Origin of the sequence: Parabacteroides sp. MSK.9.14 (assembly GCF_019041495.1) — a bacterium.
Taxonomy (GTDB): domain Bacteria; phylum Bacteroidota; class Bacteroidia; order Bacteroidales; family Tannerellaceae; genus Parabacteroides; species Parabacteroides merdae.
Genome location: NZ_JAHPXO010000001.1, coordinates 246317 through 268051, shown reverse-complemented (window position 1 = coordinate 268051; position 21735 = coordinate 246317). Strand labels below are relative to the sequence as shown.

At 45.4% G+C, this 21735-nt stretch carries 13 protein-coding genes; 8 read left to right on the top strand and 5 right to left on the bottom strand.

Annotated features, from left to right (window positions below; translation table 11 throughout):
* The first annotated feature begins 5 nt into the window (after nucleotides 1-5).
* Nucleotides 6-1520: a GH3 auxin-responsive promoter family protein gene (locus KTG12_RS00925; RefSeq protein ID WP_022322072.1), complete on the top strand. Its 1515-nt coding sequence runs from the start codon at nucleotides 6-8 to the stop codon at nucleotides 1518-1520.
* 36 nt (nucleotides 1521-1556) lie between these two features.
* Here the strand turns inward: KTG12_RS00925 and KTG12_RS00920 are convergent, their stop codons facing one another.
* The 4 genes from KTG12_RS00920 to KTG12_RS00905 form a co-directional block, all read right to left on the bottom strand.
* Nucleotides 1557-2360 (bottom strand): phosphatase PAP2 family protein, encoded by an 804-nt coding sequence (locus KTG12_RS00920; RefSeq protein ID WP_119215384.1) that lies wholly within the window; start codon nucleotides 2358-2360, stop codon nucleotides 1557-1559.
* 129 nt (nucleotides 2361-2489) lie between these two features.
* Nucleotides 2490-3587: a 2-aminoethylphosphonate--pyruvate transaminase gene (phnW, locus tag KTG12_RS00915; protein WP_005649844.1), complete on the bottom strand. Its 1098-nt coding sequence runs from the start codon at nucleotides 3585-3587 to the stop codon at nucleotides 2490-2492.
* A gap of 17 nt (nucleotides 3588-3604) precedes the next feature.
* Entirely contained in the window at nucleotides 3605-4393 is a 789-nt protein-coding gene (gene phnX, locus KTG12_RS00910) for a phosphonoacetaldehyde hydrolase (protein ID WP_005639872.1), read from the bottom strand.
* Nucleotides 4394-4429: 36 nt separating this feature from the next.
* On the bottom strand, nucleotides 4430-5776 hold the full coding sequence (locus KTG12_RS00905) for a DUF5690 family protein (protein ID WP_119215383.1): 1347 nt from the start codon (nucleotides 5774-5776) through the stop codon (nucleotides 4430-4432).
* A gap of 197 nt (nucleotides 5777-5973) precedes the next feature.
* Between KTG12_RS00905 and KTG12_RS00900 the strand changes: the two genes are divergently transcribed.
* Nucleotides 5974-6852 carry a hypothetical protein gene (locus tag KTG12_RS00900; RefSeq protein ID WP_046451548.1) on the top strand — a complete coding sequence of 293 codons (879 nt, stop codon included), beginning with the start codon at nucleotides 5974-5976 and terminating at the stop codon, nucleotides 6850-6852.
* A 157-nt stretch (nucleotides 6853-7009) separates the two neighbouring features.
* On the opposite strand, the gene KTG12_RS00895 is transcribed toward KTG12_RS00900, so the two are convergent.
* A complete protein-coding gene (locus tag KTG12_RS00895) occupies nucleotides 7010-9265 on the bottom strand; it encodes an inorganic phosphate transporter (RefSeq protein WP_005639868.1) in 2256 nt (751 codons plus the stop codon).
* A gap of 196 nt (nucleotides 9266-9461) precedes the next feature.
* On the opposite strand from KTG12_RS00895, the gene KTG12_RS00890 reads away from it, so the two are divergent.
* From KTG12_RS00890 to KTG12_RS00865, 6 genes are all read left to right on the top strand, one after another.
* Nucleotides 9462-10022 (top strand): RNA polymerase sigma-70 factor, encoded by a 561-nt coding sequence (locus tag KTG12_RS00890; protein ID WP_005639867.1) that lies wholly within the window; start codon nucleotides 9462-9464, stop codon nucleotides 10020-10022.
* Between the two features lie 237 nt (nucleotides 10023-10259).
* On the top strand, nucleotides 10260-11243 hold the full coding sequence (locus KTG12_RS00885; RefSeq protein ID WP_005639865.1) for a FecR family protein: 984 nt from the start codon (nucleotides 10260-10262) through the stop codon (nucleotides 11241-11243).
* A 117-nt stretch (nucleotides 11244-11360) separates the two neighbouring features.
* The gene (locus tag KTG12_RS00880) at nucleotides 11361-14708 is read left to right on the top strand and encodes a SusC/RagA family TonB-linked outer membrane protein (RefSeq protein ID WP_173022421.1); all 3348 of its coding nucleotides are present in this window, start codon (nucleotides 11361-11363) and stop codon (nucleotides 14706-14708) included.
* Nucleotides 14709-14724: 16 nt separating this feature from the next.
* Entirely contained in the window at nucleotides 14725-16563 is a 1839-nt protein-coding gene (locus KTG12_RS00875; protein WP_155144062.1) for a RagB/SusD family nutrient uptake outer membrane protein, read from the top strand.
* A gap of 115 nt (nucleotides 16564-16678) precedes the next feature.
* Nucleotides 16679-18679, top strand: coding sequence for an FAD-dependent oxidoreductase (locus KTG12_RS00870; RefSeq protein ID WP_155144061.1), 2001 nt, complete (start codon nucleotides 16679-16681; stop codon nucleotides 18677-18679).
* Nucleotides 18680-18730: 51 nt separating this feature from the next.
* Nucleotides 18731-21733, top strand: coding sequence for an FAD-dependent oxidoreductase (locus KTG12_RS00865; protein ID WP_005645333.1), 3003 nt, complete (start codon nucleotides 18731-18733; stop codon nucleotides 21731-21733).
* The last annotated feature ends 2 nt before the right edge of the window (nucleotides 21734-21735 follow it).

Sequence of the window (21735 nt, the reverse complement as noted above, 5' to 3'; positions counted from 1 at the left end):
GGAGCATGGATATTCTGACAAATACAATATCACTACTCTTCCGCCCCAGGCAAAAAGAGATCGCAAGGTTTGCCCAGGATGCAGATGCCATCCAGCACAAACAGCTGAAGTCCCTTTTATCTACCGCCCGAAATACCGAATGGGGTTTAAAACACGACTACAAAAGTATTCAGGGATATGCAGACTTTTGTGAGCGGATTCCTTTACAGACCTATGATGACATAAAACCATACGTCACCCGTATGATAAACGGAGAAAGAAATATCCTTTGGCCTTCGGTCGTGCGATGGTACGCAAAAAGCAGCGGCACCACAAACGACAAAAGCAAGTTCCTTCCCGTCACACCCGAAATTCTGAAAGGGTGTCATTACAAAGGCGGTTTCGACACCGTTTCCATCTATCTACAGAATAATCCCGACAGCCATTTTTTCGCCAGCAAAGGGTTGATACTGGGCGGAAGCCACAGTCCTTCCCCTTTGAACCGGAATGCACATTGCGGGGACCTTTCTGCCGTCCTGTTGCAGAACCTGAATCCTCTTGTCAACCTGATTCGCGTCCCCGACAAAAAGATCATCCTTATGGATGAATGGGAAAGCAAGATCAAGGCGATTGTCGAAAGCACTTGGAAAACCGACGTGAACAGCCTATCCGGTGTTCCCTCATGGATGCTGGTACTAATCAAGGCCGTATTACAAAAGACAGGAAGCGAATACCTGACGGATGTCTGGCCCAACATGGAGGTATTCTTCCACGGCGGGATCAGTTTCGAGCCGTACCGGGACCAATACAAAGCGTTGATTCCTTCGGACCGGATGCATTACATGGAGACCTACAATGCATCGGAAGGTTTTTTCGGCCTCCAAGACAATCCGGAGGAACACAGCCTTTTGCTGATGATCGACTATAGTGTCTTTTATGAATTTATCCCGATTAACGAAGTGGGGGAAGAACATCCGACCGTCCTTCCGTTAGAAGCTGTAGAGGTAGGGAAAAACTACGCGATGGTGATCACGACCTCCGGCGGATTATGGCGTTACCAGATCGGCGACACAGTCCGTTTCACCTCCCTTTATCCGCACAAGTTCGTAATATCGGGACGCACCAAGAACTTTATCAATGCCTTCGGAGAAGAACTGATGGTAGACAATGCCGACAAAGCGATCAGCAGGGTTTGCCGCCAGACAGGAGCCAAAGTGAAAGAGTATACCGCCGCTCCCCTTTTCATGCTGGACAAGGCAAAGGGCCGCCATCAATGGATGATCGAATTCGAGAAAATGCCGCCTTCACTCGATGATTTCGCCTCCTTGCTGGACAAGACCTTGCAACAGCTTAATTCCGACTACGAGGCAAAACGTTATAAAGAAATTTCCCTCCAACCGCTGGAAATCCGAGTTGCCCGTGAAGGGACCTTCTACGAATGGCTCCGCAGGAAAGGAAAATTAGGCGGTCAACACAAAATACCTCGCCTCAGCAACGACCGGACATTTATCGAGGAGTTAGGGAAAATTTGTGATTCATGATTTATATGTCGATAATAATTCATAAATCATAAATCTTCAAAATTTCCATGACAGATAAAGGCCGCCCCCATCAGGACTAAACGTTGGAGCAACGACCAAGCGATCATTTCCTTTCATATTGATTTTACGAGCGATCGCATTACGGATAGGGAAATAGGTCAAATAGGCAAGCTCGACAGAGAGAATACCGAAACCGGCTCCTGCAATCACATCAGCCACCCAATGACGGTTGTTGTACAGGCGCGAACAAGCGACGAAGGTCGCCAACGCATAGCCAGAGTAGGCTAATACCGGGCAGCTGTCCTTAAACTCCTTCCAAGCAACATGTGCCCCTAAGAAAGCATTGGCGGTATGCCCGGAAGGAAACGAGTGAGGACCACCGTCAGGACGTATTTCGCCTACAGTATATTTGACCGTACGTGTCATGGCAGCGTTGAAGCCTTCGGCAATGGCAACCAGGCAAAGCTGATCCACCCAATTATGCTTCTCCTTCCCCATCAGGTCGCAGACAAAAACCCAACCCAACATGCCCCATTCCATGTAATCGTCGATCCGTATCTTCTTGACGGAATCCTTGCGGGAAAAGAGATGGAAATCGTTCATCCCGTCTATGGCAGTGCCAATCGCTCCGACTGTTATCAGGGAAGCGGGAAGGATCAGGCTTTTCGGTTTGAATTTATATTCGATGACAGACATCCGGGATGTGCTATCCCGTACCCCTGCATCGGACACGGAAAGGTTTAGGGGCAATTCATGTAAGGGCGGTTCACCAACCGCCCCTATCGCTGTAAATATTGTAAACTGGAATAATGCCAGCAGAATACAAATAAAAGATTTCACTAAGTACCTTATTGATTTTCGCCCCCAAAGGAACAAAAATCTTCTTACATTACAACTATCGATTTGCTATTTCTTAACGGCAAAATAGTTCCCGTATGTGGGAACTATTTACAAGGTTATTGAAATTTTTTAGTAGCTTATTGATCGTATTGCCTGCAAAAGTGCTTCCATATCATCAGGGAAGATATCGCCGATGTTTCCGATACGGAATGTATCAGCGTCGGAGATTTTACCGGGATAGATGACGAAACCTTTTGCCTTCAACTGATCGTAGAAAGAATGGAAATCGAAATCGGCAGTAGGATACAGGAAAGAGGTGATGATCGGGCCTTGCGAAGCATCCGGCAGCAGAGTTTTGAAACCTAACGCACGCATACCGTCGACCAGCGTACGGTGGTTTTGCTTATAGCGTTCCGAACGGGCAACGATACCGCCTTCTTCATTCAGTTCTTTCATGGCCTGATAAAAAGCATGCACCACATGTGTAGGCGATGTGAAACGCCATTTGCCACCGCCTTTTTCCATCGTTTCCCACTGCGCATAGATGTCGAGCGAGAGAGAACGGGCATTTCCTTTCGTTGCGATCAGCTTATCTTTCTTCGCAATGATAAAACCGAAACCGGGAACACCTTGGATACATTTGTTGGCACTGCTGACTAAAAAGTCGATATCCAGCTTCTTCATATCAATTGGCACACCGCCAAAGCTACTCATAGCATCAACGATAAAGGTGATGTTACGACCTTTCAAGACTTCGGCCACTTCTTCGATCGGGTTCAGCAGACCGGTTGTCGTTTCACTATGTACCATCGACAGGTGCGTAATATCCGGATTGGCTTCGAGGGCTTTACGAGCCACTTCACCAGTCACCAATTCCGTCTCGTGCAAAGAGACCAGTACATGGTCAATATGATAGTATTCCGCAATCTGTGCCATACGTTTGCCGTAAGCACCGTTCGCCAGGATCAGAAGTTTGTCGGTCGGCTTCACGGCTGCACCGATGGTGGCCTCCACACAGTATGTTCCGCTGCCTTGCAACAAGACATCCGTATATTCGTCTTCATCCAGTCCGGCAATAGCCAACAAGCCCTTACGGATGGGGGTTACAATTCCTTCGTTATAATCTTTATCCCAAGTACACCAGTCCTGAAGCATCGCTTCGCGAACTGTTTCAGATGTGCTCAGGGGACCTGGGGTAAGCAACAGGTAATTTCTTTTTGTATTCATGATATCCTTATTATAAATCAATATTTACCATTAATCTTCTCAATGCAGGAGGGGAGCTCCATAATGTTGTCCAAGACAAAATGGGCACCGGCATTCAGCATCCGTTCACGCACTTCGCGCTTGAGTTCGATCAGTTCGTCGGACGAACGGTGGTTGTATTCCTCTTCTGTCAATCCCATCTCGTTGCTACCGGTCACGATACCGACGCTCCATACTTTGGCATTCACTCCTTCCTTGATGTCGGCGATCGTGTCTCCTACCTTCACCACATTATCAACGGAAGGAATAGCCAGGTCGATCATATTCTTATAGATCATATACGGGGCAGGACGCCCGGCGGGAACATCATCCGGAGTAACCAGGTTATCCACCACATAGCCTTTAGCTGCCGCATCGGGACGAACCACTTCCATCATCGCCTGTGTATAGCCTGTTGTAGAACCGATTCTAATTCCTTCTTCGCGCAACAGCTTCATCGTATCCAGCACACCGGGGATCGGATCCGTAAAGTTGCGGAGAGACGAGAACAAATGCTTTTCGAAGCTCCGATACATTTCGTTTACATCGTCCATGTTCCAGTCGCGGTTATAGCGAACCTGAAATTTGGCTTTTACTTCCGGCATATTCAGGATCGCCTTGATATGATCTATCTTCAACAATCCCATCGGCTCACGCGCCTGCCGGTAGGTTATATCAATTCCTTTTTCTTCAGAGAAAACTTTCAGGAAAGCATTCAAAGGGGCAAAACACCCGAAATCAACAGCCGTTCCGGCCCAGTCCATAATCACACATGAAATCTTTTTCATAACTGATTTATTTCTTTTATTATACTGATTCGTTTATCAAGCCATCGTGATCGCATTCCGCGAAGCCGTATCCAATTCGAGCACTTCGTTGCTCTTGACAACCAACCCGTTTTCCTTACGGAAACGCTGATGCAAATATACAAAAGAACAAATGAAGGTGATACAGCAGGAGATACCGACATACCCGGCAAACTGGTTATAAAATACCGCCCAATCGATATGCGGGTTGCAAAATTCCTTCAGCACAAGCACAAGCACCGTCCCGGTATATCCCAAAAAATCCGTCGTTACGATAAAGAACCCTACATTCCCGTGAATCTTAAAGCAAGCAATGAAGCGGTCGAAGAAAATCGTCTGGAAAGTAAGATACGCGATGTATAAGCAAAGACTTTGGACGAACAGCCAGACAACAGGAGAAAGCTGGAACCGTTCCTGCCCGAAAGAGACAACAGACATCACAATCATCCCCATAATAATCAACCCGAAAAGAATAGAAAGAGCTTTCAGATTATCCTTCACAAAAACCATCAATCCGAAAACCACAAGGATAATAAGTGTCACCACACTGTCGATCTTCGCAAAAAGCCAAGGCGAATATTCGGAAACATCGATGATATTCACTAAAAAGTCTTCTTTTATATCGCGTAACACCACGATGGCTATATTGGCAACGAACAACATCATGAGGAAAGGCATAAAATTCTTGAACAACTCCCAACGCTGTTTCCCATTCAATGTCGCACGCTCCGATTTCATCGCAATATCTTCTTCGGTCGGTTGAGGTAGACGGTTCAGGGCATATCCGAGCAATGCTAACTGAGGCAGTGCGACAGCACCAATCAATGCAGGCATCCAAAACTCATTCACATGCAGGTTATTCATAACATACAACCCAGCCGACTTGGCCGTCCCGGAACTGATCACCATACTGACACCTAACAAGCTGGCAAGGATATCCGTCATCCGACGTCCTTCGATAAAACTGAAGATCACCCCCCACATGCAACCCAACGACAGGCCGTTCAGGAACATAGCTGCAATATTGTAAGGAGCGGAAAGCAGACCGAAGAAAACCAACGAAAGCTCTGCCATCACAACAGACATCAGGATAAACCTCAAACGCTCTTCCCGTCTCAGTTCGGAGATCAACTTGATCCCCATAAACTTAGAAATCACATATCCTACTATCTGGGAGATCGTAACAACCACCTTATAATCCATATCGAAGAACTCGACATCCTCGAAAGCCGCCGCCGTATAAGGCTTGCGCAGTGCATATACCAATGAATAAGATAAAAGAGCCGCACCGCCGGCCCAGAGGATAAAAAGAAAATCGGATAACCGTTTCCGAGATGGATTTTTAGTTTGTTGTTCGTTGTTCATAACATGCTGTCATTTTGTTTACGGCTGCAAAAGTAGACGTGGCATGTTACAGGAATATTACTGAAAACATGAATGTTCATTATTTATATATATTATAAATCAACCGATTATAAAGCAATATTTATGTAACATTCATGTAACGGAAATGCAACACGCTTGTATTTATTTTGCAATATAAAACAGTAAATAAGAACAACATGGATGACTTCCGTGAACTCTACCGGCAGATAGAATATCTGCGCAATAACGGGATCAAGATGAAGGAGATTGCCGACTGTGCCGGAATGGCTCCCAGCATCCTGTCTTCTCTGTACACAACAGTGCTCCCGACTTATTTCGAGGAACTGAAAAACTGCTCGCACGAGGAGGCATTGGACCATGCGATCGTATTGGTCAACAACATATCCAAACGACGCCTGCTGTCCGTCCTGCCGGAATTGTTGGAACGTTTGGGCAAAATGGAACCGAACATGCAATCCGACCGGAAAGCCAACCCTTTCCTCGAACATTTGCAAGAAGAAATACTGCTTTCCACCACACGGGTGGACAACATATGCGGACTTTACACGAGTTACAGCCTTTCTTCTTCCTCGGACTGCCTGAAGATGGAACCTTTTATCATCAGTCTATCCGAAAACAAGGAGTACATCCGCATCGGACGGTTAAATGCTTACGGGGAAGCACAATGGGGCATGGGAGTCACAGGTGATCCACAGAACTTTTATTGCATGTTCAGCGAAAACCCCTCGCCTCAATTCACGCTGGTAACAATCTATCTGCAAATCCCATTCTTCCGGAATCCCCGGCAACTGCGCGGTTTATATATCGGACTTGACTACAACCGGAACCCGGTTGCACGCCGCATCCTACTTATCAAGAAGTCTGACTGCACGGATACGGAAGAATTTTTATCCATGGAAAGCGGCTTGATCCAAAAGGAGGATTTCACCTCCGAACAACAGGCTTATTACGATTATACCTGTCAGACCGGCGACTACATCAAGATGTGCACGGTTCCTTCGCTTCAGATGGATGAGAGTGATCTTGTCAAAGAAAAGACAATGCTATCGTTATAGTTACTTTTGGCTTGACCCAAAAGTAACCAAAAAGTCAAGGCCGAACCTGCTTCGCTACTCCGGGCAGGCGACAGCGTAGTCTTTGCCCGGAGTAGCCCAGACGGTTAAGCCTTGAACTTTTGGTTACTTTTCTTTCAAGAGAAAAGTAACACACCGATTATTCTTTTTGGAACTTCCGGCTCACTTTCAGCAAATTAGCTGTAAAAGATACTACATTCTGCGCTTCCTGTACCATATTTAGGTAGACCATGCTGACCTTCGTACTACCGCTCTGTCCTTGGATACGTTTCAGTTCCTCCTTCTTCAGAAGCGTCAGTTTAGCCGTCAGATCGACCGATTCGGCAATCAGGTCATCCATACGATGATAATCATTGCTTTCGATCATAACCGAACTGCGGTTCAGGAAAGAAACGATCTCATCGGTCATCTTTCCGAAATCCTCCTTCTGTACTTCACAAAGCGGGCTAAAATGATTGTCGACATGCTCTTTGCCTGGCTCCGTCAGACGACGGATACTGAACACGATCTCGCTGGCAAAATCATTCCCCTGATAATAGTACAAACCTTTATCGATCGCAATATCATGCTCCAACTGGGTAACGCCCAACGTGCCGACACGTTTGACCTGTTTCAAGTAACTCTTCTTTTCCTCAATCGCGCTCATAACCTTGCGAAGTTCGCGCAGGTTTTCATCCATAAAGCCATGAACGGAGCGGTTGAAAGTGTCGGAAGCGAAGTTCAGCACGTCACAAAGCTCGTCGCGACTATGTTCACGGAACAGCGAAAGAGCTTCACGTTTGTCCTTTGTCTCACGTAGTTTGGAAATCGTGGAATCAACTTCTTCCTGCATGGCTTCTTTCTTCATCTTCTTTTTATACAGAATCTGGTTACGGATCAGCATATAGATCGCCAGCCCCACCATCGCCGCCATTGCCGCAATACCACCGACATGGATCAACAGAGCAACCAGGAAACAAATCGTAAAGGCTGCACCTGCCGTAATAAACCAACCACCGATCACGGAGAGCACACCGGTGATACGGTAAACTGCGCTTTCACGCCCCCAAGCACGGTCGGCCAGAGAACTACCCATCGCCACCATAAAAGCGACATAAGTCGTAGACAACGGCAACTTCAACGAAGTACCCAACGCAATCAACAGACCGGAAAGCACCACATTCACCGAAGCACGCACCAAGTCGAAACTGGCCTTATCTTCAAGTATTATCTCGTTATTATTGAAACGGCTGTCAATCCAGTCCTTCACTCGCAAAGGCACCACGCTCAATATCGTATTGGAGGCATTGTTGCACGTACGCACCAGAACACGTGCAACGGGCGATGTTCCGAAATTTTCATTTCCATCCGACTGCCGGGCCAGGTCTACAGACGTTTTGATCACCGCCTGCGCCTTTTTCGAAGTAGCCAAGGCAATCACCATGACCAAGCCGGAACCAACAAGGAAGTACCACGGGGTTTTGGCCGGTTCAAGCAACGACTCCATCAGGAAAGTGTCGGTTGTAGTCGTGCCTCCCTGCGCCATCAAATCCATATAAGAAGAATAGCCAGCCAACGGAACACCGATAAAGTTCACTAAGTCATTACCGGCAAACGCCAAAGCCAAGGCAAACGTTCCCAGCAAGATCACCACTTTAAAAACGTTCACCTTCAACCAGTGAAGAACCTGCATCAATAAAGTGAAAAAGATAAGTGCTCCCCACACGATCGTGTCCGTATTGCTATAAATCATCGTTTTAAGATCACCTTCCATAAAGGAACTTTCTTTCAAACCTTTTATCAACATGAAATACAAGATGGAAGTGGCAGCCAAACCACCGAACAAGCCGATAAAATAGTTCATGTGTTTCTTGTAGTTGAAAGTAAAAATCAAGCGAGAAATGTATTGAACAATGGCCCCGAAAAAGAAAGCGATCGCCACTGAAAGAAAAATGGCGAGTATCACCGTAAAAGCCTTATCCGTGTTCAGCAGGTCACCCAACTGAAGTGCACCATTAGAATTGGCAATCTTGATTAATGAAATTGCAACCGTACCGCCCAACAATTCGAATACCAGCGAAACGGTAGTCGAAGTAGGCATCCCCAGAGAGTTAAAAATGTCCAGCAACACCACATCGGTGAGCATGACAGCCAGCAAAATACACATAATTTCTGAAAAATAGAAATGTTGCGGCTGGTAAATTCCGTGCCTGGCAATATCCATCATTCCGTTGGATAGCGAAGCACCGACAAAGATGCCGATCGCGGCAATCACCATTATTACTTTAAAAGATGCAGCTTTCGATCCTATTGCCGAATTCATAAAATTGACTGCATCGTTACTAACTCCGACTGACAGGTCAAACACCGCCAGCACAAAGAGGAAAATGATCAGAAAGAGATAGAATGTCTCCATAATTGCTTGTTATATATTTGGTTGCAAAGGTCTGAAACAAATATTACGCAAAAATGACATAGATATTACAAACATGTTACAAGTCAAACCATACATCCACAGAAACAGTTGAATAAAAAAATAATGTTACCGGACTAGGGGATTTTCGCTATATTCGCGACTTTTATTATAAGAACATTGTTAATCTTACTCACACTTGGGAGAGAATCGAGACGATATCATACAGTGGGCTTGTGAAATGGCCTTATCGGATTCACAAACCGCTCTTAAATCGCTTTACATGACCTATTTCGGGCCACTAATGCGATTTACGGGTATGTATGTCTCATCGCCGGCAGAAGCCGAAGAGATCGTATCCGATACCTTCTTAGCTATCTGGAACAACCGCAAACAGCTACCCGGCATCTCTAATTTCGATTCTTACATATATACGGTAGCCCGCCACAAGGCGATCAGCTATTATCGCAAACAGCACATGGAGCAGGTATCGCTGGACGAAATCTCCATCGACCTTTTCACATCGACCGAAACGACTCCCGAAGAAGAGCTTATCAGCCAAGAAGGAATTCACCGCCTGAACTTGGCAATCGACTCGCTACCCGCCAAATGCAAGATGGCTTTCAAACTCGTCCGCGAGGACAAGCTCAAATATAAAGAAGTGGCTGCCATCCTCGACATCTCCGTCAAAACATTGGAGGCACACTTGACGAATGCCGTCCGCAAACTGCGGGAAACACTTGCCGACGATTGCATCTGAAAAGCAACACTCTGGCATGAAGCAAAAATTTCATGCATAGGATACTTCTGTTTCATGCCCAGGAAACATTTGTTTCCACCTATTGAAAATTTTGTTTCCTCCTATTGAAAATAAATTTTCCCACAGTGGGAAATTTATTTTCTCCGAATGGGAACAGATGAAAATTTTCTATCTTTTTCTCATTTCGACTAAGGGTATTCTCGCTTCCCAGCGACTATACATATAGAAACACACAGAATGGAAAACAGAATAAACCATATAATCGCACGTGTCCTGAGTGGAGAAAGTTCTTCGGACGATATCCTTTCGTTAAGTGAATGGCTGAACGAAAACGAAAAAAATCGAGATGAATTCCGACGTCTCAAGAATTATTGGGATGCAGATGTCGCTTTCAAACATTCCGTTGCCCCTGCTTTCTCGGCCGACAAACTGCAACAAAAGATCAATGTACAAAGAAGGCAGACTGCCCGGCGGCAATTATGGAGAAACGCCATTCCACTAATTGCCGCAGCCTGTTTGCTTTTCATTTTCTCAACAGCCCTTTTCCTTTATAATACAAATGACCGTATATCCGAACACTACACCTTGCTGACAGACGAACATACCTCCAACTTCACGATGGAAGATGGAACCATCATCACATTGAACAAAAACAGCCGCTTAAGCTATTCCGACAAATACGGGAAAGACAGCCGCAACGTCAAATTAGAAGGTGAAGCCTATTTTGAAGTGGCAAAAGATCCAAGCAAGCCCTTCCAAGTAGAGATGAACGGTGCTTCTATCACCGTATTGGGTACGCACTTCAACGTGAAGGCAGATGCAGAGTCAGACGATATCACGGCAACCCTTGTGGAAGGTTCCATCCGTTTCGAAGGCGCAAAGCAAAATATCGTGATGACCCCAAACCAACAACTGACTTTCAACCGGTCGACAAACAAGGTGGATGTCAAAGAAATAGACACCGACACTTTCACAGCTTGGAAAGACGGTCTGTTGAAATACAAATCGATTCCATTCACCGAATTGATCGAGAACTTGAAAGACATCTACCAAGTAGAAATCCGGATTGATGATGAAAGACTGGCAGATCCATCCATCACCGTTTCCGGTACATTCAATCAAAAACAAAGCATAGAACAGATCCTAAAAGTAATCTCACACAGTTTGCCTATACGGTGGACGAATAAAACAGGAAATTATCATATCCAACATGCACACTAAAAAATAATGCCTATGAGAAAACGCTAATGTTAAAAGTAGCACTGAGACCTACACTAAGCGAACAGGGTCACACCATGAAACAAGTAAATTATTAATCTCTTAAATCAATACATAAGCATGAAAAATGTTTCGTATTACAGGCATCTTCATCCTGAAAGCCTGAAAAAATTAGTAGCAATTACAAAAATTACGGCGGTTTCGCTATTAACAGTTTTACCTTCCACTATGCAAGCGGAACCTACCTATTCACAATCGGTAGTGATATCCATCAAAACTGAACGGATGCTTCTCACCGACTTGTTTTCACAGATAGAAAAACAAAGCGAATTCCTATTTTTCTATGTAGATAAAGATGTTGCAGACATTAAAGTCAACATAAAGGCCAACAGTAATCAAATCGATGAAATCCTGACACAAGCATTGACAGGAACAGGACTGACTTATACGATCAACGATCGGAATATCAACATTATGCGAAAAGCATACGCACGGCAACAACAGGCCAAGCAAATCACGGGGAAAGTCCTAGACAATAACGGTGACCCGATCATCGGAGCCAATGTTGTAGAGAAAGGAACGACTAACGGGTCCATTACTGATGTTGAAGGCCTCTTCAACATCAGTATAGCACCTGGTGCTATACTTTCGATCTCCTACATCGGATACAAGCCGACCGAAATAAAAGTCGGTTCACAAAACTCCTACAACATCACCCTCGAAGAAGATTCGGAGACATTGGATGAAGTCGTCGTGATCGGCTACGGTACGGCACGCAAAATCGACCTGACAGGATCGACCTCTTCTTTGGGAGGCGACAAACTTCGGATGAAGAGTACACCGCAGCTTTCCAGTCAATTACAAGGACAGATGGCCGGCGTACAGATCACACGTTCCAGCGGCGACCCGTCAGCCGGAGCTACTATCCGCGTACGTGGTGTCACGACCATGTCAACTAATGACCCATTAGTGATCGTGGATGGAGTGCCTGGCACTCTTACAGATATTGCCCCTGAAGACGTAAAAGACATTCAGGTTTTGAAAGACGCAGCTTCGGCTGCTATTTACGGTTCACGCGCAGCGGCAGGTGTCATATTGGTCACAACCAAACGTGCCAAAAACAAGGAATTCCATCTTTCATATAATGGAGAATACGGCATCAACACACCGACCGCAAAACCTAAATTCGCTAATGCCGTACAATGGATGAGTGGTCTTAACGAATTAGCTTTCAACGATGGTGCATCATCCCTCCATTCACTTTACTCCGAAGATGTAATCAACAATTACGCACAACTACGAGCTGAAGATCCGGACCGCTATGCAGATACCGACTTTATGGATTTAGGATTGAAAAGTAGCACACATCACCAAAGACACTCTCTCTCGCTCAGTGGAGGTACGGAAAAACTGAAAACAAACTTCAGTCTCAACTATTACAATTCGGAAGCACTTATCCAAACAAAAGACTACGAGCGTTTCAATATCCGCACGAACAATGACTACCAAATCAATAATTGGATACATGCCAATGTTGACTTGAATTTACTCTATTCTAACGCAAATGAACCTCACGGATCGATCTTTACCTTAATGGAGCGTGCACCGATCTACAATGCTTATTGGTCTGACGGACGTTTTGCCGATGGCAAAGATGGTGACAACCCTATTGCCGAGCACCAATTAGGCGGTTCCATGAAAAAACAGAACTACAGTGTGGGTGGTAAATTACAATTAGATATCACACCCATAGAAGGATTAACATTAACTGCCATCGTAGCACCAAAATATTCTTTTTACAAAGGAAAAGACCATCGCAAAAGATACGAAGTCTACCGGATCACCGGTGACCCGATTCCCGGAGTTGGCTATGCTTCAACTAGTCTCAGTGAAAGTCGTAACGACAACCATAGCTTGACTAAGCAGTTCTATGCCAACTATAAAATGCAACTGAAACGCCACTCTATCGGATTGATGGCTGGTTATGAAGATTATTCTTACAAATGGGAAGAAGAAGGTGCTTCACGAACCAATTTTAATTTGGTCAATTATCCTTACTTGAATTTAGGGCCTGAAGACTACCAATACAATAGCGGAAAAGCTGGACATAATGCCTATCGTTCATTCTTCGGTCGTATCATGTATTCATGGGCAGATCGCTATATGCTGCAAGCTAATATTCGCTCAGATGGTTCTTCACGTTTTGCTGATGGCCACCGTTGGGGTACATTTCCTTCCGTTAGTGCAGGTTGGGTTATTTCCGAAGAACCTTGGTTCAACAAAAGCATTGTAGATTATTTAAAGTTACGCGGTTCAATTGGACAATTGGGAAACGAACGTCTAGGGAAGGAGTTTCCTTATCAAGCAATACTCAGTTTTGGCACAGGTTTTATTCCAAATGCAACTACAGGTGTAGCAGATGTCGTACAAACGGCTTATCAGACAGACTATGCTTTCAACAACCTAACATGGGAAACGACCACCACCTATGGTTTCGGAGCTGACATCACTTTGCTAAATAACAGACTTCGTGCATCAGCCGATTATTATTACAAAAAGACAACTGATATGCTGATGGAAGTTGGATTCCCTTCTTATTTTGGTTATAACGCACCGCAAAACAACGCAGCCGATATGAATACGAAAGGTTGGGATCTTGAACTTTCCTGGAGCGATCAAATCAACGATTTCCGATACGGTGTAAGTTTCAATTTGTCCGATTATCGTTCTAAAATGGGATACATGGCAAACCGACAGAAAATCGATGATAACAAGATCACTGAAGAAGGGTCTTATTTTAACGAATGGTACGGATACAAAAGTATGGGCATTATCTTGAATGATGCTGCCATGTTGGACGAAAACGGAAATACCATTCCAGTTCTGACTAACAACGATAAAGCAGGTAACATACGTTACCAAGATATAGATGGAGACGGCAAAATCACTGCTTCCGCCGATCGTGTACGCTTGGGCAATTCCCTACCAGAAATGCAATACGGTGGCTCTCTATGGGCAGAATGGAAAGGCTTGGATTTCAATTTATCATTTCAAGGTGTTGGACATCAATTAGCCTACTGGAACTGGCCCGGTACACCATTCAATTATCAAGCATATGCTTGTCCGGTAAATCTGATCGAAAGCCATTGGAGTCCGACAGCAACGGATGCAGAAAATGCCAAGGCAAAATATCCGAAATTGACGACCAATAGTGCCAATATTTATGCAAAAAGTGACTTCTATATTTTCAACGGAGCTTATATGCGTATCAAAAACATCACATTAGGTTATACGCTCCCATCTGAATTCACGAAGAAGTTTTTTGTTAACAAGTTGAGAGTCTATTTCAGTGCGAATGACCTGCCTGCCTTCTCGAAATATCCCGAAGGATTCGATCCCGAATGGGGGGATCGCGCAAAAGACTTGATCATGTCTTCTTATATTTTTGGCTTGAATGTTTCATTTTAATTAAAAAAATCCTGTTATGAACAAAATAAACAAATATCTATTAACCGGAATAGTCTCACTAAGCATGACAGCCTGTGCAAACCTCGACCTAAATCCACTTTCTGAAGGATCGAGTGAAAATTGGTATCACGATGAAACCGAAATAGAAATGGCACTTAATGATTTGTGGAGACCAGACTTCTTCCCGATTGACGCCATCTATTGGGATGATGATTTGTTAAACCGAAATGGTTCCAACGAAGTTACGCTCGGAACAGTCACTTCTCAATGGGGGACCTCCTCCACACGCTGGAGTTCCTTATACAAGTCCATCGCCCGTGCAACAAAAGTAATTCAAGCATTGGACAATGGTTCTGCGACCGGAATCAGTGAAAGCAAAGTAAACCAATACAAGGGGGAAGCCTATTTCATGTTAGGGTTTGCCTACTGTGAACTGACTGCCTATTATGGAGATTGCGTGTTGAATAAAGGTATGACTTTGGATGAAGCATACGTGGCAACCCGCTCACCCAAAAACGAAGTGCTTGCATATGCTTTTGAATGTTTAGACAAAGCGGCCGAATATCTGCCCAATTCCTACAAAGGTCAACAACGGCCGACCAAAGGAGCCGCCCTCGGTTTCAAAGCCCGTTTTGCCCTCTTCCACGAAGACTGGCAAACCGCCGTTGATGCTGCACAAAAATGTATGGATCTCGGAGTCTACAAATTACACGACAATTATCGGGAAATATTCCAAGCTACCAGTTCTCCCGAATTTATGTTTTATTTCAAAGGAGACTTGACATTAAAAAAAGGATATGGTTTCATGGAAAATGTACGTGACTTTGTCATACGCAAAATCGGTGGCCATTGCAACCAAAGTCCATCATTGGAGCTGTTCTGTTCCTACACCTGCACGGACGGTTTGCCTATTGACAAATCACCGCTCTATAACCCGAAAGATCCATTTGCCAACCGAGACCCGCGTCTGGCAATGACAATCCAACCTTTCAAAACTAAATACTCTGCTGACTATGCAGAATATGAACAGTCCAAAAAAGATGGGACATTTCCTGAAAAATATCCAGATTATATCACATTAGGCTATGAATTCAATCCCAGTCCTTATGCAAATACGGTATACGAAGTGTCTACCGGTAAAATGGTAGTCAACACTGACTCCAAAGCATCGAATCAACATTCAGCTTATAACGGATTGATTCTCCGTAAATTTGTGAAGGATGACTGGAAAGATTTCAACAATTATAATCTAAAAGCAGACAACTGTTATCCATACCTACGTTATGCTGAGGTACTGATGACTTACGTGGAAGCGAAGAACGAAATGGGACAATGTACACAAGACGACTTGGACAAAACGATCAATCTGATCCGTGAACGTGCCTATCGCGAAACAGGTATCGCTTACCCCCGCGTAGAAGTACAATCACAAGAGGCTTTACGCAAAATCATCCGCATGGACCGTCGTTCGGAATTCGCATTCGAGGGGATTCGTTATCGCGACCTGTTGCGTTGGCGCATTGCTGAAAAATCACACAACAAGTCCATGTATTACTTGAATCGTGCCTGGTCTAACTCCGCCAATTGGAATGGTTTGACCGGCAGTGAATCAAACATCGAATTGTCTCAAGACTTCATAACTTTGTTAAAGAACTGGGACGAAGGTAACTATCCTATCGGTGGCATACCGACAATCGATGAAAACGGACTGCCCAATCTTGCACCTATGGAAACCGCTGGATATATCACTACATTCTACAAAATGTCTTTTGACCCAAAGAAAAACTATTTGTGGCCTATTCCAGCTAACGATATTTTGGTCAACGGTAACCTAACGCAAAACGACGGGTATTAATCTCTAGCAATCGAAGCCTCAATTATGGATTTTCAATGTTGAAAATCCATAATTGAGGCTTCGATTATCCATTGAAATAATATTTTTAAAACTTCGATTAATAAATATCGCCATTATGAAGTATAAATTATTTCCTTGTATTCTTTGTATAACATTATTTTCCTGCCATTTTCAAAAAAAGGAAAATACATCCGCTGTCAAAGAAGTCGATATTTGCATATACGGAGGAACATCCGCAGGTGTTGTAGCTGCTTACTCTGCAAAAAAAATGGGTAAATCCGTTCTTTTGGTAGAGCCTGGCAAATATTTAGGAGGTATGACTACCGGCGGTCTCGGAATGACAGATATCGGAAACAAATATGCAGTTACCGGATTGGCACGCCTTTTCTATCGTCGTATTGGAGAGCATTATAATAAATTCGAGCAATGGACTTTTCCCCCAAGTGTCGCGACTGCAACCATGAACCGCTTTGTGAAAGATGCAGATTTGGATGTCCTGTATTATCGTCGCATAACAGATGCTCAAGTTCAGAATAAAAGAATAAAAAGTATCACTTTGGAAGACTCCCAACAACCGGATAAAAAGACCTTGATACGGGTTAAAGCCAAACAATTCATTGATTGTTCGTATGAAGGCGATTTAATGGCAAAAGCCGGTGTCTCTTATTTTGTAGGACGTGAAGGAAACGAAGAACACGACGAGACTCTTAACGGAGTCCAAATGTCTTTCTGGCATCAATTTCCGGACGGAGTAGACCCATATCTAAAAGAAGGCGATCCGAATAGTGGCTTATGTTGGGGAATCCAACCTAATACACTGAAAGAAAGAGGAAGTGGAGATAAACTCGTACAAGCATACAATTTCCGTTTATGCCTTACCGACAATAAAGAAAATCAACGTCCGTTCGAAAAACCTGAAAACTATGATCCGGCCAAATATGAACTATTGGCACGTGCTATCCGTAAAATGGATTTACACATAGATAATTATCTCTTATTTAACTGGGGTATGATGCCAGATAATAAGTATGACGTGAATAATCGCGGACCACTATCAACTGATATGATCGGTATGAATTACGAATATCCGGATGGCAACTATGCAACCCGCGAACGGATCTGGCAAGAACATGTAGACTATACAAAAGGACTGCTCTATTTCCTCACACACGATGAAAGAGTCCCTTCCAAACTTCGCGACCAGGTTTCCAGATTCGGATGGGCGAAAGATGAATTTGTTGACAATGATAACTTTCCGACCCAACTATATGTGCGCGAAGCCCGACGCCTGAACGGGGAATATATCATGACACAAAAAAATTGCCAAGGGGAAGAGACTGTGGGAGATGCAATCGGAATGGCCGCCTACGGAATGGACTCTCATAATTGCCAACGTATCGTTACAAACGGTATGGTAAAAAATGAAGGGGATGTCCAATATCATGGCTTCCCACCCTATCCGATCTCGTACAAGAGCATTACGCCTAAACGCGAAGAATGTACTAATCTACTGGTCCCCGTATGTATTTCTTCCACCCATATCGCTTTCGGATCGATCCGGATGGAACCGGTCTTTATGGTGCTGGGACAGTCGGCAGCCGTAGCATCGGCATTAGCGATCGACGATAATACCGACGTCCAGACAATAGACGTAACCAAGCTAAGGAAAATCCTGAAAGAGAATCCTTATCTGGACGGTTCTACTCCCGAAATATTAGTCGATGACAGCGATATCGACAAAATAGAAAGATCCGGACATTGGCAAAAAAGCTTTGGAGCGCATTATAAGAACAGCTTCTTAAAGTCGGCGAACCAAAAGAACAATTGCTCTTTCACCTTTATGCCTGTTATTAAAAAGGCGGATACATACGAAGTGTTCTTTTACTGCACAGCTCTTCCCGACCAGGAAATGCCCGAAGTTATGGCTTTTGACATTACGGGTAAAGAGGGGACCAAGCAAGTAGAAATATCTCCCAGATCTCACAAAGGTGCATGGGTAAGTTTAGGCACATACGCGTTTGAGAAAGGCAACTGGACATCTTCTATCAAGATTGACGGCTGCCGTTCGAAGGGTACCTTATTTGCCGATGCTATTATATTAGTTCCTAAAAAATAAAATTCTTATCTTTATAGTTCCCATAAAAACCAAGTATAAAAAGAGAATACCATGATTACACGACGTGATTTTTTAAAAGTAACGGCAGCCGGAGGCGCATTAGCCTCTTTAGGTAGCGTGACGGAAGCAAAAGCGGCCATGAAGTCAGCCGTTCCAGATGAAGGGTTCTGCCATGAAGGGGCGCGTAAGATTCCGGTGATTGCAGAAGTAGATCTTGTGGTCGCGGGTGGAAGTTCACGTGCTATTGCCGCTGCTGTTGCCGCAGCGAAAACAGGTAGTCGAGTTTACCTGGTTGGCTATATGCCCTATCTGGGTGAAGACATATGCGGCTCACATCTCTACGAGCGAGAAGCAGGGGAAAAACTGCAGACAGCACTTGCACGCAAGCTCTTTCCGGGGAAAAATTTCCCGACTCCGCTTCATATAAAGAAAACGCTGGAAGACGAGCTGATCGACAACAACGTACAGTTCCTCTACAGCAGCTATGTAACGAATGTGCTGACGGACCCGTCCGGTAAACCTGCGGGAGTCGTGATTGCAAACCGTTCGGGCAGACAGGCTATCCGTTGCAAAGCGATTATCGATGCGACGCACAATGCATCCGTTGCCGGACTATTAGGAGCAGAACGTAAACCTTTTATCGCTGGTTCGCAAGAATTCTGCTATACCGTAGTAGGAAATACCCCGAAAGAAGCACCGGAAATTATCCAGGCCGAAGAATTATCCCAGCCCATCAAGGTTGGTGAGAAAAGCTATCCGGTCACCCGCTATACATTCCATTTACCACTCAAAGACGACTCGTATGCATCACTGGCCGAGGTCGAACAGATCATCCGTAACCGGACATGGGATATAGACCAGGTCGACAGCTCGGATCTGCTCTGGTATATTCCGAAACAAACGATTAACAGCGAGAAAGCATATAACGGGAATCCGGTGTCCTGGCGCAAGTTACCGATGCAAGCATTCAAATCTAAGAATATTGCAAACCTATGGGTACTCGGTCCCTGTGCTGAGATACCAAGAGAGTTGGCAGCCAAAGTGATGCGCCCCGTTCCGGCCCTGTTCATAGGAGAAATGATGGGCGAAACAGTAGCCAGGCAGATAAAGGATATACCCGTACCAGCTCAGGCCACTGTCCGCCAGCTTAAAGTAAACGCTTCAAACTACGGACAAACAGGCGAACTGCTCTCCCCACTCCGTCCGTCCCTGCAAAAGGGGTTCGTCGACTCTCCAGCAGGTGCGCTTCCGGTTTTAGGCAGCTACGATGTAGTTGTGATGGGAGGCGGCACAGCAGGTGCGTCCGCCGGAATATCTGCAGCCAAACAGGGAGCCAATACATTGGTATTGGAATACCTGCACGGGCTTGGAGGATTGAGTACACTAGGAATGATCGGTGTCTATTGGGATGGGTTCCGAGGCGGATATACCGCTCATATAGACAAGAGTGTCCTGGCAATGGCACCTAAAGACCATCCAAGACAACCCAAAGGAGAAGGACGTTTCCCTGCCGACTGGAAAATGGAATGGCATCGTAAAGAGCTGTTACAGGCAGGAGGCAAACTCTGGTTCGGCGTGATGGGATGCGGTGCTTTGATAGAAGGAAGCCAAGTAAAGGGAGTCGTAGTCGCCACTCCCTTCGGACGAGGCGTCATCCTATCCAAAATATTGATAGACAGCACTGGAAGCGCAGATATAGCCATTGCTGCCGGAGCGGCATTCGATTATACAGGTAAAAAAACAATCGCCGTACAAGGTGCGGGAACTGGAAAATGGGCGCCGGGCGACTATTACAACAACAACGACTGGCTGTTCGTAGACGACACGGATATTCTGGATGTATCACGCGCTTTTGTCCAAGCCAAAACAAAACTGCAAGGACAATACGATCTGGTCAAAATCCCCCAGACACGCGAACGCCGGCGGGTAATCGGAGACTACATCATCTCGGTATACGACGTGATCAACCATCGCCGCTATCCCGACACGATTTCTTATCACAAAAGTTCGTTCGATACACACGGTATGATCATAGACCCGCTCTTCATCCTAAACCCACCGGAAAAGCGCCACAAGATTTATGATGCAGATGTCCCCTTGCGCTGCCTGTTACCGAAAGGATTGGAAGGTATCCTGACCACCGGCCTGGGAGCAAGTGCGCACCGGGATGCCATGCCGGTGATCCGCATGCAACCCTGCCTGCAAAACCAGGGATATGCAGTCGGTTATCTTTCCGCCTTGTGTGTCAAGGAAAACAAATCACCCCGAAAGATAGACATCAAGAAGGTACAACGTCACCTGGTCAAGATCGGTAACCTACCGGAACGGGTGCTGACAGATAAAGAGTTCAAGGGATTCAGTAATTCCGAGATGAAGAAGGCTATCGCCAGCGTGACGGATAATTATAAAGGGCTCGAAATATTACTGACCGATCCCGAACGTTGCATACAGCTCGCCAGCAAACAAATCGCCGGAGCCACTATGCCGGAAGAAAAAGTGATCCTTGCCAGCATCCTGTGTATCTTAGGACAAGGGAAACATGCCCCGGTACTGGCTGAAGCCATCCGGCAATATAAAGACTGGGACGAGGGCTGGCACTACACCGGCATGGGACAATTCGGGATGTGCCTCAGCCGCTTGGATGCCCTTATCACCGCATTGGGAAACGCCCGCGATACATCCGTCCTTCCCACCATATTGGAAAAAGCAAAGAAGCTGGAGCCGGAAGACTATCTTTCCCACTTCCGTGCCATCACTATGGCCACCGAAGCAATCGGCAGCCGCGAAGCTGTCTCCGTACTACTGGCCATGCTGACGACACCGGGTGTACGGGGCCATTCGATCCTTTCGTTTGCCGAAGCACGTAGCAATGCGGTCCCCGACCTCAACGACACGTCTACCCGTAACCTCGCATTGAAGGAGTTGCATTTGGCAAGAGCCCTTTACCTATGCGGCGACCAGGACGGTATCGGAGAAGAGGTGCTCCGACGGTATGCCGACGGTCTGCAAGGCCACTATGCCCGTTATGCCCAAGAAATATTAAACAGTAAATAGCA

What these genes read in the sequence shown, in the direction of transcription:
- KTG12_RS00925 (WP_022322072.1), top strand. Translation starts at nt 6, where the DNA reads ATGGATATTCTGACAAATACAATATCACTACTCTTCCGCCCCAGGCAA.
- phnW (WP_005649844.1), bottom strand. Translation starts at nt 3,587, where the DNA reads ATGAATACAAAAAGAAATTACCTGTTGCTTACCCCAGGTCCCCTGAGC.
- phnX (WP_005639872.1), bottom strand. Translation starts at nt 4,393, where the DNA reads ATGAAAAAGATTTCATGTGTGATTATGGACTGGGCCGGAACGGCTGTT.
- KTG12_RS00905 (WP_119215383.1), bottom strand. Translation starts at nt 5,776, where the DNA reads ATGAACAACGAACAACAAACTAAAAATCCATCTCGGAAACGGTTATCC.
- KTG12_RS00900 (WP_046451548.1), top strand. Translation starts at nt 5,974, where the DNA reads ATGGATGACTTCCGTGAACTCTACCGGCAGATAGAATATCTGCGCAAT.
- KTG12_RS00895 (WP_005639868.1), bottom strand. Translation starts at nt 9,265, where the DNA reads ATGGAGACATTCTATCTCTTTCTGATCATTTTCCTCTTTGTGCTGGCG.
- KTG12_RS00885 (WP_005639865.1), top strand. Translation starts at nt 10,260, where the DNA reads ATGGAAAACAGAATAAACCATATAATCGCACGTGTCCTGAGTGGAGAA.
- KTG12_RS00880 (WP_173022421.1), top strand. Translation starts at nt 11,361, where the DNA reads ATGAAAAATGTTTCGTATTACAGGCATCTTCATCCTGAAAGCCTGAAA.
- KTG12_RS00875 (WP_155144062.1), top strand. Translation starts at nt 14,725, where the DNA reads ATGAACAAAATAAACAAATATCTATTAACCGGAATAGTCTCACTAAGC.
- KTG12_RS00870 (WP_155144061.1), top strand. Translation starts at nt 16,679, where the DNA reads ATGAAGTATAAATTATTTCCTTGTATTCTTTGTATAACATTATTTTCC.
- KTG12_RS00865 (WP_005645333.1), top strand. Translation starts at nt 18,731, where the DNA reads ATGATTACACGACGTGATTTTTTAAAAGTAACGGCAGCCGGAGGCGCA.